Source organism: Nonomuraea sp. NPDC050404 (genome assembly GCF_040655495.1).
Lineage (GTDB): Bacteria > Actinomycetota > Actinomycetes > Streptosporangiales > Streptosporangiaceae > Nonomuraea.
The window spans coordinates 86,171-100,615 of record NZ_JBFAKB010000012.1; the positions used below are offsets into that span (position 1 = coordinate 86,171).

The following is a 14,445-nucleotide window of genomic DNA, read 5'->3' on the forward strand; positions in this document are numbered from 1 at the left end:
ATAACTATGAAGGACTACCTTCACAGTTATGAAGCATTCCCTTCACAACTCACCTCACGCCTCGCCGCCGACAGAGCTCACTCCCCTGCGACAACAGCGCGACTACCGTTTGCTCTGGACGGCCAGGACGATCTCGATCACCGGCTCAGAGGTCTCAAAGCTGGCCATCCCCTTGACCGCGATCACCTTGCTGACCGCTTCCCCCTCCCAGATGGGCCTACTGACCGCCGCCGCATCGGTCCCTGCCCTGCTGTTCGGCCTCCAGTCGGGAGCCATCGCCGACCGGCTCACCCGTCACCGACCCCTGATGATCGCTTGCGAACTTGTCTCTTGCGCCGCCGCCGCCACAATCCCCATTGCCTGGCTCCTGGGCGTACTGAATGTCGTCTGGTTAATAGTCGTAGCCCTGGTGATCGGCACAGCCTCAGTACTCTTCAAGGCCGCGAATTTCCCTCATGTGGTAGCAGTGGTCGCCCCTGAACAACGTACGGAGGCGATAGCCGGCTTCCATGCCTCTTACTCAGTGGCGTCAGTCGCCGGCCCGGGTCTGGCAGGCCTCCTGGTACAGATCCTCACAGCCCCCCTGGCCATCCTCGCGGAAGCACTGTCCTTCCTGACCTCGGCCTTCTTGCTCCGCTCAATCCGCAAACCCGAGAAAAACACTCCCGCGACCTCCCACGGCATGTGGCGCGACGTCATGGCAGGCCTGAAAACCAGCGTCACCCATCCAGTACTGCGCGCACTCCTGGCCGCAGGCGTCACCATCAATTTCTTCGCCATGGCCTACACAGCCGTCTACATGCTCTACATGCTGAACACCCTCAACATCCCCAAAGGACTGATCGGCGTCCTCACCGCCCTGAGCGGCATAGGCGGCCTCCTCGGCGCCTGGATAACGGCCCGCCTATCCAAGAATCACGGCGAAACCCGCATTCTCCTCATCGCGGTGCTCTTCTTCCCCATAGAAATCCTCGCGGTAGGCCTGCTGACCGGCCCTCTGTGGTGGAAACTCTCGCTCCTGGCCCTGACCAGCACAATCACAGGCGGCATAATCGTCGCTTTCGCCACCTGCATGGGCACGATCACTATGCGCGTAAGCCCCCCAGAACTCCGCGCCCGAGTCAACGCCACCACAACATTCGCCGTACAAGGCGTACTGGCCCTGGGCGGCCTCACCGGCGGCTTCCTAGGCGAATCCCTCGGCCTACGCCCAACAATCCTCATCTGCGCAGCAGGAATAGCCCTAAGCACCCTCTGGCTCTGGACATCCCCCCTCCGCCCACACCACCCCAAACCCACCCCTCTCGAGCCAGCCTCCAAACCCCAATCCCCCACCCCATCCACCGACTCCTCGGCCCCCGCAACCCGATCGCTCACCCCATCCACGGACTCCTCGGACTCCGCAACTCAATCGCTCGCCGCATCCACCGACCACCTGAATTCCGCGGTCCGATCATTCACCACATCGGCCGATCACTTGGGTACTCCGGTCCGCCCGTTCGACACGTCAGCCGACCACTTGATCAACGTCAAACGTCATTCCTGGCCCTGATCCGCCCCATCCCCACCCGGCCCATCCCCACCCGGCCCATCCCCACCCGGCCCATCACTGCATGGGACAACCCGCCCAACACATCACCGCACGAGACAGGCCGCCCAGCCAACACCGTCACCGCACGAGACGCACCGCCCCATCCGAACACCGTCACCGCACGAGACAGGCCGCCCAGCCAACACCGTCACCGCTCGGGACGCACCGCCCCGCCCGAACACCATCAGCGCTCGGGACACACCGCCCCGCCCGACAGCACGCGCTCCAGCTCGCTACCAGCCTCCTGCTCCACAGGAGGCTTCGCCGCTAACGCCGCCTACACCCAATGGTTGCCTCCACCCCAACCAGCACCACCCAGGCAGGTAATAGGCGCAGCAGCCGCGACCGCCCACGTCTCCAGCATTCACGTCCGAAACGCGCACCTCCATCATCCTTCCTCTGCGCCACCGCCCAGCCCCTTCATCCACAGCCCATCCCCACCCCCGACTCCTCATCCACAGAACGACGTTCACCGCCCCGCCGCCCCAAGCACCTCGGCCAAACTCCACAGCATGAACCCTCGAACGCCCAACCTCCCGCAGGCCCGCCCGGCCTCCAGAACACTCACAAGGACCGCATCCCTCACCCTGACGGCGCTCATCTCCGCGTCCCTGATCCTGCCTGTCCGCACACCTCCGGCCAGAGCCTCCCCTGCCGCCTCCACCTGGCGCTGGCCCCTTGACGGACAACCGCAGATCGTGCGCCACTTCACCCCACCCCCAGAACCCTGGCTCTCCGGCCACCGCGGCATCGACCTGGCCGCCCCCGCATCCACCCCTGTCCTGGCAGCAGGCCCCGGCACAATCCACTTCGCCGGCCCCGTAGCCGGAAGAGGCGTGATCACCATCAACCACCAAGACGGCCTACGCACGACCTACCTCCCAGTAACAGCCTCCGTACGCCGCGGCCAACCGATCACTTCCGGCGCCAAACTAGGCATCCTGCAGGCAACAAAGCCCCACTGCGAAGATTCCTGCCTGCACTGGGGCCTCCTACGCGACACCCAATACCTGAACCCCCTCCACCTCCTGGGCAACGCCCCCATCCGCCTCCTCCCCTTCTGGCTCTCTTCAGAAAAAGAACATCACCCCACCCTCAACACCTTCGAGCCCCACCAGACCCCCCACAGAAGCAGGACCGCCGACACCAGCTCTCCTGCACCGGCAGCCTGGCCCTCCCCTCAAACAGAACCGACCCCACAACCACCCCCCACCGCATGGCAAGATCACCCCAATACGACAACGACAACAACCCGGTCATCTTCGGCAAGAGGACCAGCAAAACCACGCCAGACGACACCTCAACCCAAGTCGAACACCGGCCCTATCAGCGCCAACCCCCGAGCCCCCACCACCAGCACAATCTCCAATACCGCGAACCACACCGCCACAGCCCTCGCAGCCCCCCACACCGATGCACGCTTGCCCTCCACCACCATCAAGCTGCATCACCACCGACCTCACCACACAGCAGATCCGACCCAGCGCCCAAAAAGCCACGTCCCCTCGGCCCTGTCCCACAGCGCTCCCGTAATCAGCCTCGGCGTAGCGCTCACATCCCTGATCCTGCTCGTCGCTCTATACCGCAGCCGCCACAAACGCCGCACCCCCACGCAACACCACAGTTGGACCGGCGGACACCACCGCAAACGACGACGCCACGCAGCCCAATACCGCAAAGACCGCTCTGCAAGATGACCGGGAACGCATTGACCTCAGTGGCCAAAATGCCAGAGACGCTGATCGCCAAACGGATCGGCTGGCGACGGCGCCCAGAAACCGCATCCGGAAGATCCGGCAGTACCGACCGGAGTCCCGACCGCCGCATCCGGCCTCGCGGACTGGCTATCAGCCGGGCGAACTGACCCACTGCGATCTATGATTCCCGCCGACACGCATCCCAGTCGGGCCTGATCGGGTGGTGAGTCTGCCGGTGCTGACCCTGGTCGTCGGGACGTCCACGCTGAACGCCATCACCGGGTCCTGGTCGACGAGACATCCGCGCTGAACGCCATCACCGAGTCCTGGACAACGAGACGTTCGTGCTCTGGGTGTACTTGGCCGTCACCTAATCCTGGACGACGAGACGTCCGCGCTGAATGTCATCACCGGTCCTGGCAAGCGAGACGTCCGCGCCCGCTGCTGGCGCGGGCGATTCGGTTGGGAGCGGCAGGCCGGAGATCTGTTCACCGGGTTGTGGGCACTTCTGGGCTTTGCTCGGCACCATGCCAAAGGCGCTGACCTGGCCTGGAGCAACGAGCGCTCGACCGGGGCGCGGAAGGGCGTACGGCCACCGATCTCTCGTGGGTACGCCCGGATCCGCTTCTGGTCGATCAGGGTCTCACGTAGCGCTGGAACATGATTCCTGAGGCGAAGGAACGGTACTCGACCAGGCGCAACCGCAGCTTTTCCGCTACAGGAAGGTACAGCTTGCCGCCCCCGATGATCACCGAAAACGTGTACACCTAGAACTCGTCGATCAGGTCGAGCAGGGAGGTGGCCAACTCGGGGCCACCGAGCTGGAGAGTGCCGTCGATCTCCTGCTTGAGGCGTGTCACCACGGACACAGCCTCCTTGCGACGGACGATCGTAAGCCCTTCGGGGACGGTCTGGAGAGTGTCGGAGAAGACGTACCGCGGCGTCTGCTTGTAGAGCTCGGCGAACTCCCGTTCGAGGGCGGGTGCGTCTTCCTTGCCGAGGTCCTGTGCCCAGGGCTTTTCCATCGCTTCATACAACCGCCGCCCGAACAGGAACGCCTCGATCCGGCGAACATGGTCGTTCGCCGCCTGCTTGAAGTCCTCGGCCGGGTCCATAAAGTTCACGCCACCCTCGGCATCCTCGATATAGCCGTCGATCGAGGTGTTCATCCAGTAAATGACCTTGCCCATAAACTCCTCCTCGGCCGTAGAGGTCGCCCAGAGTGGAGACCTGGTGGAGCGATGGAACTGATCGCAGACAGGGCGGCCAAACTACCCTTTTCAAACGGACTTGGGTCGCACCAAACGGCCAGGCCGCTCAGTACAAATCCCAGCCGAAGGCATAGCAGCCTTCCAGGACGCCGGTGCCGTCGCAACCGAGGCCCTCGTGACCGATGCCGACGTGGCTAGCGCTGTGACCGGAAACGTTCACCAGGGTGCCAGGTGGCTGAGAGGGATGTAACGCCAGTGGGATGGCTACTACATCTAAATGGCGTCAGGGGGTTCGGGGACGCTATCGGTCAGGGCCTGAGGACTTGGCTCCTGGGACGCCCGCAAGGCCGCCCCGGCGGAGGCGACGTCCAGGTCGACCACGAGGTCCTCACCCTCCCAGCGGCCGCTCTGCGAGATCACGAGGCCGATCAGCGCCAGCTCCGCAGCCTGGCTCCGCACCGCGAACTGCTCACGAGTCTCCGCACCGAGGCCGCCGAGCTCCTCACGTTCCCAGGCATCCACCGCGGCCCCGGCTACGGCTCTCGGCAGCCGCACGGTAACCAGACCAACCTGGGCGTCGACATACGCCCCGATCGCTGCCAACACCTTCGAGTCATCCAGATACCGGATGTATTGCTCCCGATCCGCCACAGGCCGAGGCTATCCACGGCCGCCGAACTTGTCATGGATGGATAACCCGGCGAACGTTTCCGGTCATAGCACTATAGGGCGGTGACCACAAACGTTGGGTGGGTCGGTTTTCCCGGACCATACTTCGCGTATGGAGGATGACACCCGGTCCGATCAAGTTCGGTGGCTCCTGAAGGAGCTGTGCGTTGATCTTGGGTTCTGCCTCCCAGCCGAGGAGCAGGAGCGGCTGCTGCGGGAGGCATCTTCCATGAGTGTTGACGCCTTCACGGACGCTTTGTTCACCGCCGGATGGATGGACCCATCGCTCTACAAGAAGTTGCGTCGTGGGGTACGAGACAGAGTCCAGCGCCGTTTGCCTGTCACCATGCACCAGCCCGAGGGTTGGCAAACGTATACCTGACCAACCCGGTGTACGTCTGCGGTCACTGCATTAGGTACAACTAGGTCAGATTTCAGCCGTCGTTTTTACTATGGCTCCTGGCTCGCTTTTCTTCGCGATCACGCCCTTGGATGCGCCTGTCGGTACGCCGTGCGCAGCCGTTCGATCGAGACGTGCGTGTAGATCTGCGTGGTGTTCAAGGACGCATGACCAAGCAGTTCCTGAACGCTGCGTAGGTCCGCACCACCTTCCAGCAGATGAGTGGCCGCACTGTGCCGCAACCCGTGCGGGCCCATGTCCGGCGTGCCTTCCACCTGGGCCAGCCGCGCGTGCACCACCCGCCGTACGGTCCCCGCATCGATACGACCGCCTCGAACCCCGAGGAAGAGGGCCGGCCCCGACCCGGCCCGCATCCACAATGGCCGGCCATGAATGCACCACCGGTCCAGCGCTCGGAGCGCGGGCAACCCGAACGGCACCGAACGCTCTCTACGCCCCTTCCCCAGCACCCTGACGACGTTCCGCTCGCGGTCCACGTCATCGACATCAAGCGCGCACAGCTCACTCACCCGCACACCGGTGGCGTACAGCAACTCAAGTAGCGCTTGATCCCGCAGTTCCTTGGGCTCCCCGGTGGGTCCCTCCGTCGGAGGCGCGTCCAGCACGGCCTGCGCCTGCTGCTGATCGAGTACGGCGGGCAACGACCGGGGGGACTTGGCACTCCCCAGCAGCAGCCCCGGATCCACCGTCAGCCAACCCCGGCGATGGCAGTAAGCGGTGAACGTGCGCGCGCAAGCGGTCCTTCGCGCCAGGGTGGCCCGTGCCTTTCCCGCCGCATGCTGCCCGGCCAGCCACTCCCGGAGCGCCCCGACATCGAGCCCTTCGAGCGACCCACCCATGTGATCGAGCAGGGAGTTGACGTCGGTCAGGTACGCCCGGACCGTATTCGGGGAAAGATCACGCTCCAACCGCAGATACCGCCCGAACTCCGCCACGACTTCATCTCTGTCCACGCCCCAACCCCCTCAGCACCCCGAGCTACCTCAGTTAGCCCGAGCTACTCCAGAACCCCAACGACGGTAGCTTCTGCAGATCCATCGATCCCCGAACAACCAACCAAGACCCCCATTTTCACCACCCCACGCCGCAACCCGACCAACAACACCATCGCACCCGATCGCGCGCCCGAACCTACCCCGGTCGCTTCCGGCAATCCAGACCAACGGCACAAGGCAGCGGCGCGATCGGGGCGCAGACAGGCGAACAGCGCGCCGGATGTAGGTGACGCCGACCGCCGCCTGGTCGGGCGAGCGAACGGCGATCCTGGTTGCGTGGAGTGGTGCACGAATATGGCCTGGTCAGCAGATGCGGCGCCGTGGAATGAGAATGGCCATCGCGTGACCCTTTCCAGCACGATTCCATGAAGGAGAAACAGCGACGACCGTAGACAGCAGTGTGCCGCCTGACCAGTGGCCGCGCCCGCGCGGCCGCCGCCGCCGGCGCAGCAGGTCGGGAGCAGTGACCCAGGTCTATTGCGACCCATGGTGCGGACCACGACCGAAGCGTTTTATGTCAGCCGAGGGCGACGGTCGCATGTGAGACTAATTCGCGATCCTGCCTGGTCCTGTACGTGTCAACCACTCCGCTATGTCACCGACGACCACCGGATCCACGTGTTGCGCGGTTTCGTAGTCCGCAGGTGTGGACAGCCCCTCGCCAGGAAAGAACAGGTGGTCATCGGCGTCGTACACCCGAATCGTGACGTCTGATCGGTGGGCGAGACCGGCCCTCCATCCCGAGAGATCGTCCGCGACGGTCACTTGATAATCGCGGCCGCCCTGAAGGATGAACATCGGCCTGTCCAGCGCCGCCGCGGTCGCGACCGGGTCGTAGTCACGCAGGTCCAGCCAGTACGAGGCCGACAGGCCCAAGGGCAACGACGCCGTCGGGGTTGAGGACGAGAGATCAGGGCTGTCGACCATCGCGGCTTGCCGAACGATCATGTCGACGGCGTCCTGGTCGAGGTATGCGGGGCTCGACGATGCGAGGTAGCGGGCCACGCGCACGGCGGAGTGGTGCATCGGCTGGGTGTCTCCGGCCATGATCACCAGCCCGGCCACGGAACCCTCGGCGGCCGCCACACGCGGGGCGACCTTGCCTCCCATGCTGTGCCCCAGGACGAAGACCCGGTCCGGATCCACTTCCGGCCGGCGCTGGAGCAGCCGCACGGCCGCGGCCGCGTGCGGCACGTACTCGCTGGTCATCGTGAAGCCGGGTGCGTTCATCACCTGGCTGTGCGTGTGGGTCACCTTGTCGAAGCGCAGTACGGCCACGCCGCGGGTCGCCAGCCCCCAGGCGAGATCCTTCAGCGGTTTGTTCGGCCCGCTGGTCCCGTCGCGATCGAACGGCCCTCCTCCGCCGAGGAGCACCACACCGGCCAGAGGCTCTCGATCGCGCGGCAGGCTCAGCGTTCCGGACACGGCGAACGAATCGGCATCGACCGTGACTTCTTGCTCGGAGAAGCGTTCCACTTCGGCGTACGGCGGTGGTGACCATGGAGCCGTGTTCGCAGGCGCAAGCTGCAAACCCTGCAGTTCGCCGATGTCGTCCACTAACACGATGAGCGTGAGTTCTCCCTGCTCGCAGACGACCGGAACGCTCACGCGCACCAACCCCGCGCCCGCCGCCTCACTCACCGGCTGTCCGACACCAGACGCCGAGCCACGCTTACCAACTTCGGCCACCCAAGCGACCTGCAGCATCTGCGCGGAGACCACCGCTCGCAGTTGCGCACCGAACAGCTTCTCGATCTCTCCGAAGCGCCCTTCGCGCGCCAGCTCCACCACCGAGACGGCGATAGCCGCCGGATCGACTCTCATCCCACACCACCTCACTATTCTTATTCTTGAGAAAGGTAGCACATATGAGACCATACGCCAGTGGACGCATTGGAACTCCTGGCACACCCCGTTCGGTTGCGGGTCGTACATGCGATGAGCGGAGGACGCCTACTGACGACATCCGAGCTCTGTGCGCGGATCCCCGACGTCTCCAAGGCCACGCTCTATCGGCACATCGACCTGCTGGCCTCCGAGGGGGTCCTTGAGGTGGCCGATGAGCGGCGGGTACGAGGAGCGGTGGAGCGCCGGTATCGCCTACGTCAGGAATTGGCGGTGATCGACGCCGCCATGGTCGAGTCGTTGTCGCTCGACGACCACCAGCGTGGGTTCGCCACGGCGATGGCCATCCTGCTCGCCGAGTTCAACACCTACCTGAACCGAGGCGACGCCGACCCGATGGCCGACCTCGTCGGGTATCGGCAACACGCGATCTGGCTCAGTCGGGACGAACTTCTGGAGCTGATCAGCGAGCTGCGTGGTGCCATTGCGCCCCGGCTCGCCAATCAAGCCGCGCCAGGACGCACGCAATACCTGCTCAGCCCGATTCTGTTTCCCCTCGAGGCCCAGAGCTCCCCACCCAGCACCGCCACCGCCGGCGACCCCGGCCCCGACGCTCAGGTTGTGGAAGAGGTCGAGGCTCAAGACCCAGATTGACGGCATAGAGAAGCCGATGCCGAAGGAGCCGAGGCTCACGACCAAGGCTAAGGGCGTAGGAGAAACCGAGAAGCTGGGGCCGTAGGAGCCCAGGTTCAACGACCAAGGCTGAGCGTGTAGGAGATGCCGAGAAGCTTAGGTCGTGGGAGCCCAGGTTCTACGACCAAGGCTGCGGCTCAAGATCGAGGGGGGTGGGGTCGGGAGGTTGGGTCGCGGGAGAGGGTGAGGCTCAGAATCAGGCTGAGGCCGGACGTTACCAGAGCGCCTCCCGGCTCGGGCGTTTATGGATCGCAGTGGGTTCCTGCAGGTCGGGGTGGTTGTAGTCAGGGGCTGGGAAGTCGTCTGGGGGTGGTGGGAGGTCGGTGGGTTCGGGTTCTGGGGTGGGTGGGGGTTCGAGGGCGGTGGAGTCGGGAGCTCTGCGGTACGTGGCCGTCTGTTTGCGGAGGCGCCAGCCGTTTGTGGTTCGTTCTACGAAGCCTGCGGCCGCCAGCCCGCCCAAGGCGCTCAGCGTCACGTCCAGGCCCAGGCCGGCGGCCACCGCGATTGAGGCGAGGCCCGCGCCGCCTCGGGCAGGGACCGCGTCCAGGACTCTTCTGGTCGGCTCGTTGAGCTTGTCCCTGGGGACCACCGGAGCCCGGATCTGTGGGGCCAGGTCTTCGCCCAGCACGCCAACGAGGTCGATCATGTCCTCTGGTGAGGTGATGCATACGGCTTTGCGTTCTCGCAGGAGCTTATGGCATCCGGCTGACATCGCCGAAGTGATCGGGCCCGGAACTGCTCCCAGGTGACGGTTGAGGGACAGGGCGTGGGTGGCCGTGTTGATGGCGCCGCTGCGGATCGCGGCCTCCACCACCACCGTTCCTCTGGACAGGCCGGCTATCAGGCGGTTCCTGATCAGGAAGCGGGCCCGAGTGGGGTGGACGCCGGGTGGGCATTCGCTGATCACGATGCCCTTCTCTCTGATCGCGGCGAACAGGGGCTCGTGAGCGCTCGGGTAGCAGACGTCCACGCCACAGGCCAGCACCACGACTGTCGGGGCGCCTGCTGCCAAGGCGCCCTTGTGGGCCGCCCCGTCAACGCCGAATGCTCCACCCGACACGACCGTCCAGCCGGACTCGCTGAGACCGACGCCGAACTCCGCCGCGATGTGCGTGCCGTACGCGGTGGCGGCTCTGGCGCCGACCACTGCCACGGACTTCAGGCAGGAGAAGCGCAGATCCGCGTTGCCGTGTGCCCAGAGTCCCAGGGGGCGGCTGTGGCCGAGTTGGTTCAGTTGAGTCGGCCATTCGGGGCTACCGGGGATGATCAGTCTGGCGCCGGATTCTAGTCCCGCTTCGATGTCGGCCATGGGGTTGGCGGCTGCCAGGCGGGCGTACCAGGTGTTCAGACGGGATGTGAGGTCCGGAGGGCGTTCTTGCTGGGCTTCTCGAGTCACGAATTCCGGCGGAAGGGTGCGAGTGCGGATCGACTCCACTGCTTGTGGGGCGCCGTACTCGGCCACGAGGCGGCCCATGAGGGTGTCTCCGACGTCGGCGGCCCTCATGAGGGCGGCTCTGGCCTCGACTTCGGCCTGATCCCAGGGTTCTTCGTTCCGCGGCTCAGGGGACTCAGGGGGTTCAGGGATCGTGGTGCCGGTGCGGGGTGGCCTGGGCTGGGTTGGGGCCGCAGTGTGGGTCAGGAGCTTTGGGCGCGCGGGGTCGGGTCTGATCGAAGGAGGCCCGTATTCGCTGGTCGCAGGGCCGGCTCTGCAGACGGTTCCGGACCCGGGCGCGGGTGTGGTTGAGGTTGAGATCTCGGGTGTTGGGTCGCTGGCGATCGCGGTCTCGGAGAACGGGTAACTGCTGGTCATAGGGGTTGCGGTGGCCTCGTTGGGGAAAGCTGCGGGGGTTGTCGCAGGTTCGCCGGTTCTCGCGGCCTCGGCTCTGAAGCACGTGCTGGTCTCCGCAATCCTGGGAGGCGTACTGGCCGCCTCCGCGATCCCGAGAAGCGTGCCGGTCCCGACGGTTGTGGAAAGCGGGCCTGTCCCAACAGGCGTGAGGGGCGTGCCAGCCCTCTCAGCCGCAGACGGCGTACCGGTGCCGGCAAACGGCGTATCGGTGCTCACGGCCGCAGACGGCGTACCGGTGCCCTCGGCCGCAGACGGCATGTCGGGCCCCACAGTCGCAGACGGCATGGCAACCCTCGCGGTCGCGGACGGCATGCCGGTCTTGTCAGTTGTGGACGGCGGGGCGGGCACTGCGGTCGTGAGAGATGCGCGGGGCCTTATAACCCTGAAAGGCGTGGTGGTTTCTGTGGCCTCTGCAAACCTGGAAGGTGTGGTGGTCATGGGCTTCTCCTGCGGGGTGAGGTGCTGGTGGGTTTCTGAGTGGGCGGCTGGGGAGGCATCGGGGGTGTTGAAGGTTGCTGGGGGACGGAGTGTGCGAGGGCTCGGTGGTCGTGGCGGGCTCTCGGTGGTCGTGGTGGGCTGTCTTGAGGGGTGGGTCAGCTCACGCCTAGCCAGAAGCTGAGGGCTGTGTTGGTTTCGTCTTGTCCGGGAGCGTCCTTGTCGGACAGGTCGGCGAGGGTCCAGGCGACTCGGACGGCGCGGTCGAGGCCTCGTGCGGTGAGGGCGCCTGAGTCCAGGCAGGCCGTCATGGGGCGCATGGCCTCTGCGGACGGGCGATAGTCGGAGTGGAGTACGGAGGAGGGGATTTCGGCGTTGGAGCGCCACTGTGTGCCGGCCAGGCGCTTGGCGGCTCGTTCCCGGGCCATCAGGACACGTTCGGCCACGGTCTTACTGGTCTCCACGAACTGGCGGTCGGCCAGGAGTTCGCGTCTTGACGAGCGGGTGGCCGTGACCTTCATGTCGATGCGGTCGAGGAGCGGGCCCGAGAGCCTGCCCAGATAGCGACGTCTTACCGTGGGAGAGCATCTGCAGGTGTCTCCCTGGTCCTCCGCCTGAGCACAGGGGCAGGGGTTCGCGGCCAGAATGAGCATGAATCTGGCGGGGAACGTGACCGAGCCCGCGGCCCTGGACACCGTCACCCGGCCGGACTCCAGCGGCTGTCTCAACGCGTCCAGGACGGGACGCGGGAACTCCGGAGCCTCGTCCATGAACAGGATTCCTCGATGGGCCAGCGAGACCGCTCCGGGGCGGACGACCGTACTGCCGCCGCCGATGATCGCGGCGGAGGTCGCCGTGTGGTGCGGGCTGACGAATGGGGGACGGCTCATCATGGGGGCGTTGGGCGGCAACACGCCCGCGACCGAGTGGATCGCGGTGACCTCCAAGGCGTGATCGAGCTCCAGATCCGGCAGGAGGGTGGGGAGGCGTTCGGCCAGCATGGTCTTGCCGGTGCCCGGCGGGCCGAGCATCCAGAGATTGTGGCCGCCCGCCGCGCACACTTCGAGGGCTCGCCGGGCGACCGGCTGACCCACGACGTCCGCCAGATCGAGGTCGGTGCTGCTGGAGCCTCTGGGAGTCTCGACGAACTCCTCGGCCTCCGGTTTGGGCGGGTCGGCTCCCCCGCGCAGCCACTCCACGAGCTGACGCAGGTCCGCGACCGGGACCACCTGCACGTCCGGGACCAGGACGGCCTCCGCCGAGTTCGCGGAGGGCACCACGACCGTGACGTCACCGTGCTTGGCCGCGCCCAGAACGGAGGGAAGTATGCCGCGTACGGGTCTCAGACGGCCATCGAGGCCGAGCTCCCCCAGGAAGAACGGCTCCGCGATGCGTTCGGCCGGGACCACGCCCGCCGCGCCCAGGATCGCGACGGCTATGGCAAGATCAAACTGCGATCCGCGTTTGGGCAGGCTGGCCGGGAAGAGGCTGACGATGATGCGGGCGTCGGGCCACGGGTAGTGGCTATTTACCATCGCCGATCTGACCCTGTCACGGGCCTCGCTCAGCGCGGTGTCGGGCAGGCCGATGAGATGGATGCCGGCCAGCCCGTTGCCGACGTCGGCCTCGACTTCGACGGTACGGCCTGACACTCCCATCAGGGCCACGCTGCGTGTGCGGGCCACGGCCATTCAGACCACTCCCCGTACGTGGCTCAGGGCGAAATCTCCCGCGAAGCGCTCCAGGGCGATCACGTCCACGCGTACCGATGCGAACGTACGGGGCTGACCGGAGAGCCACTTGGCGGCGAGCATGCGCAGGCGGGCGAGCTTGACCGGGCTCACCGACTCCAGCGCCGTGCCGTGGGATCTGCCCGATCGGGTCTTGACCTCGACCACGACCAGGGTGGTGCCTTCCTCCGCAATGATGTCGAGCTCACCGTGGCGGCAACGCCAGTTGCGGTCGATCACCTTCATCCCTTCGGCCTCCAGGTAGGTCACGGCCACCTGTTCGCCGCGTTTGCCGAGTTCGAGCTTGCTCTCCTTGGCCATGTGCCAGCTCCTGTCGTGTCCTGTTCTGTCCTGTCCTGCTGGTGCGAGGTCAGGGCATGACCATCTCGGAATGCGGCGTGATGGCGAGAGGCCGAACGGGATTCTGGGGATGGAGGTGCGATGTGGTGGAGGGGTTGTGGATAAGGAGCGCGTCGTCCTCGGTTGGCTTCTGGGAGCCGGCCTGCGAGCAAGGGCGTGGGAGGGGCGGCATATTCGTGCTGGCGCGCACGCATCACCGACCCCGTCCAACGTCCGCCCGCCGCCCGTCCGCCCGCCGCCTGTTCGCCCGTCCACCCGCCGTCCTCTTCGAGACAGCAGCGCCGGACTGGGCTCGGGATGGGAGCGCGGAACGGGGAGGGCGCAGGAGAGCGCGACAGGCGAGAGACGCGGAGGCAGGAAGCGCAGAAGCAGGAAACGCCGAGGCGCGGCTTAAGAGGCAAGAGGCGCGGCGTGGTGTGAGGGGGTGCGGCGTGGAGGCAGAGGCGCGACGTGGCGATGAGGGGGGTGCGGATGAGGTCCGGAGGCGGTGAAGGGCGCAGGAGTCGCGGCGGGGTGGAGATGCAGAGGCGCAGCGGCGGTGGTCAGGGGCCGCGGCGGTGATGGTGATGGGGGCGCAGAAACAACGGCAGGTCGGGGAGGTACGGGCCAGGCGCCCTGGGCGGAAGCGGTGGGGCAATGGTAGGCAGCGAACGTAGAGATGGGTGGACGTAAGGATGAGTCGACGTGAGCCACCCGAACACGGGTCGCGGACGCGACCTGCGAGAAACCCAGACGCGAGGTGACGAACGCGGAGCGGCCGACGCAGAGGTGGTGGGTGAACGTGACCACGTAGGAGAGACCACGTAGGAGACCCGGGAGCGGGGCCGTGGACACGACCCGCAAGAAACCCAGACACGGAGTGGCGAACGCGGAGCGGCGGACGCAGAGGTGGGTGAAAGCGGGACACCCGGACACGGGGTCACGGACGCGACCCCGCGAAAACCCAGAC

The 14,445-nt window shown here is 66.0% G+C and carries 12 protein-coding genes; 5 read left to right on the forward strand and 7 right to left on the reverse strand.

The window, feature by feature from the left end:
• Nucleotides 1-28: 28 nt before the first annotated feature.
• On the forward strand, nucleotides 29-1,552 hold the full coding sequence (locus AB0I81_RS31425) for an MFS transporter (protein WP_360663734.1): 1,524 nt from the start codon (nucleotides 29-31) through the stop codon (nucleotides 1,550-1,552).
• 551 nt (nucleotides 1,553-2,103) lie between these two features.
• Entirely contained in the window at nucleotides 2,104-3,288 is a 1,185-nt protein-coding gene (locus AB0I81_RS31430) for a M23 family metallopeptidase (RefSeq protein WP_360663736.1), read from the forward strand.
• Between the two features lie 767 nt (nucleotides 3,289-4,055).
• On the opposite strand, the gene AB0I81_RS31435 is transcribed toward AB0I81_RS31430, so the two are convergent.
• Complete coding sequence (locus AB0I81_RS31435) at nucleotides 4,056-4,478, reverse strand: dihydrofolate reductase family protein (RefSeq protein ID WP_360663737.1); 423 nt, start codon at nucleotides 4,476-4,478, stop codon at nucleotides 4,056-4,058.
• Between the two features lie 294 nt (nucleotides 4,479-4,772).
• A complete protein-coding gene (locus AB0I81_RS31440; RefSeq protein ID WP_360663739.1) occupies nucleotides 4,773-5,150 on the reverse strand; it encodes a hypothetical protein in 378 nt (125 codons plus the stop codon).
• A 130-nt stretch (nucleotides 5,151-5,280) separates the two neighbouring features.
• Here AB0I81_RS31440 and AB0I81_RS31445 point away from each other — a divergent pair, with 130 nt between their 5' ends.
• Nucleotides 5,281-5,550, forward strand: coding sequence for a hypothetical protein (locus AB0I81_RS31445; RefSeq protein WP_360663741.1), 270 nt, complete (start codon nucleotides 5,281-5,283; stop codon nucleotides 5,548-5,550).
• Between the two features lie 98 nt (nucleotides 5,551-5,648).
• Here the strand turns inward: AB0I81_RS31445 and AB0I81_RS31450 are convergent, their stop codons facing one another.
• Entirely contained in the window at nucleotides 5,649-6,542 is an 894-nt protein-coding gene (locus AB0I81_RS31450) for a tyrosine recombinase XerC (RefSeq protein ID WP_360663742.1), read from the reverse strand.
• 588 nt (nucleotides 6,543-7,130) lie between these two features.
• The gene (locus tag AB0I81_RS31455) at nucleotides 7,131-8,408 is read right to left on the reverse strand and encodes an alpha/beta hydrolase (RefSeq protein WP_360663744.1); all 1,278 of its coding nucleotides are present in this window, start codon (nucleotides 8,406-8,408) and stop codon (nucleotides 7,131-7,133) included.
• Between the two features lie 60 nt (nucleotides 8,409-8,468).
• On the opposite strand from AB0I81_RS31455, the gene AB0I81_RS31460 reads away from it, so the two are divergent.
• Complete coding sequence (locus AB0I81_RS31460; RefSeq protein WP_360663746.1) at nucleotides 8,469-9,083, forward strand: helix-turn-helix domain-containing protein; 615 nt, start codon at nucleotides 8,469-8,471, stop codon at nucleotides 9,081-9,083.
• 253 nt (nucleotides 9,084-9,336) lie between these two features.
• Here AB0I81_RS31460 and dprA read toward each other — a convergent pair whose 3' ends face one another.
• On the reverse strand, nucleotides 9,337-10,626 hold the full coding sequence (gene dprA / locus AB0I81_RS31465; RefSeq protein WP_360663748.1) for a DNA-processing protein DprA: 1,290 nt from the start codon (nucleotides 10,624-10,626) through the stop codon (nucleotides 9,337-9,339).
• 316 nt (nucleotides 10,627-10,942) lie between these two features.
• Between dprA and AB0I81_RS31470 the strand changes: the two genes are divergently transcribed.
• A complete protein-coding gene (locus tag AB0I81_RS31470; RefSeq protein ID WP_360663750.1) occupies nucleotides 10,943-11,590 on the forward strand; it encodes a hypothetical protein in 648 nt (215 codons plus the stop codon).
• Here the strand turns inward: AB0I81_RS31470 and AB0I81_RS31475 are convergent.
• Together AB0I81_RS31475 and AB0I81_RS31480 are read right to left on the reverse strand one after the other, a co-directional pair.
• Nucleotides 11,565-13,097, reverse strand: coding sequence for a YifB family Mg chelatase-like AAA ATPase (locus tag AB0I81_RS31475; protein WP_360663752.1), 1,533 nt, complete (start codon nucleotides 13,095-13,097; stop codon nucleotides 11,565-11,567). The genes AB0I81_RS31470 and AB0I81_RS31475 overlap by 26 nt on opposite strands.
• Nucleotides 13,098-13,457, reverse strand: coding sequence for a YraN family protein (locus AB0I81_RS31480; RefSeq protein WP_360663754.1), 360 nt, complete (start codon nucleotides 13,455-13,457; stop codon nucleotides 13,098-13,100). It lies immediately after the preceding gene.
• Nucleotides 13,458-14,445 lie beyond the last annotated feature (988 nt).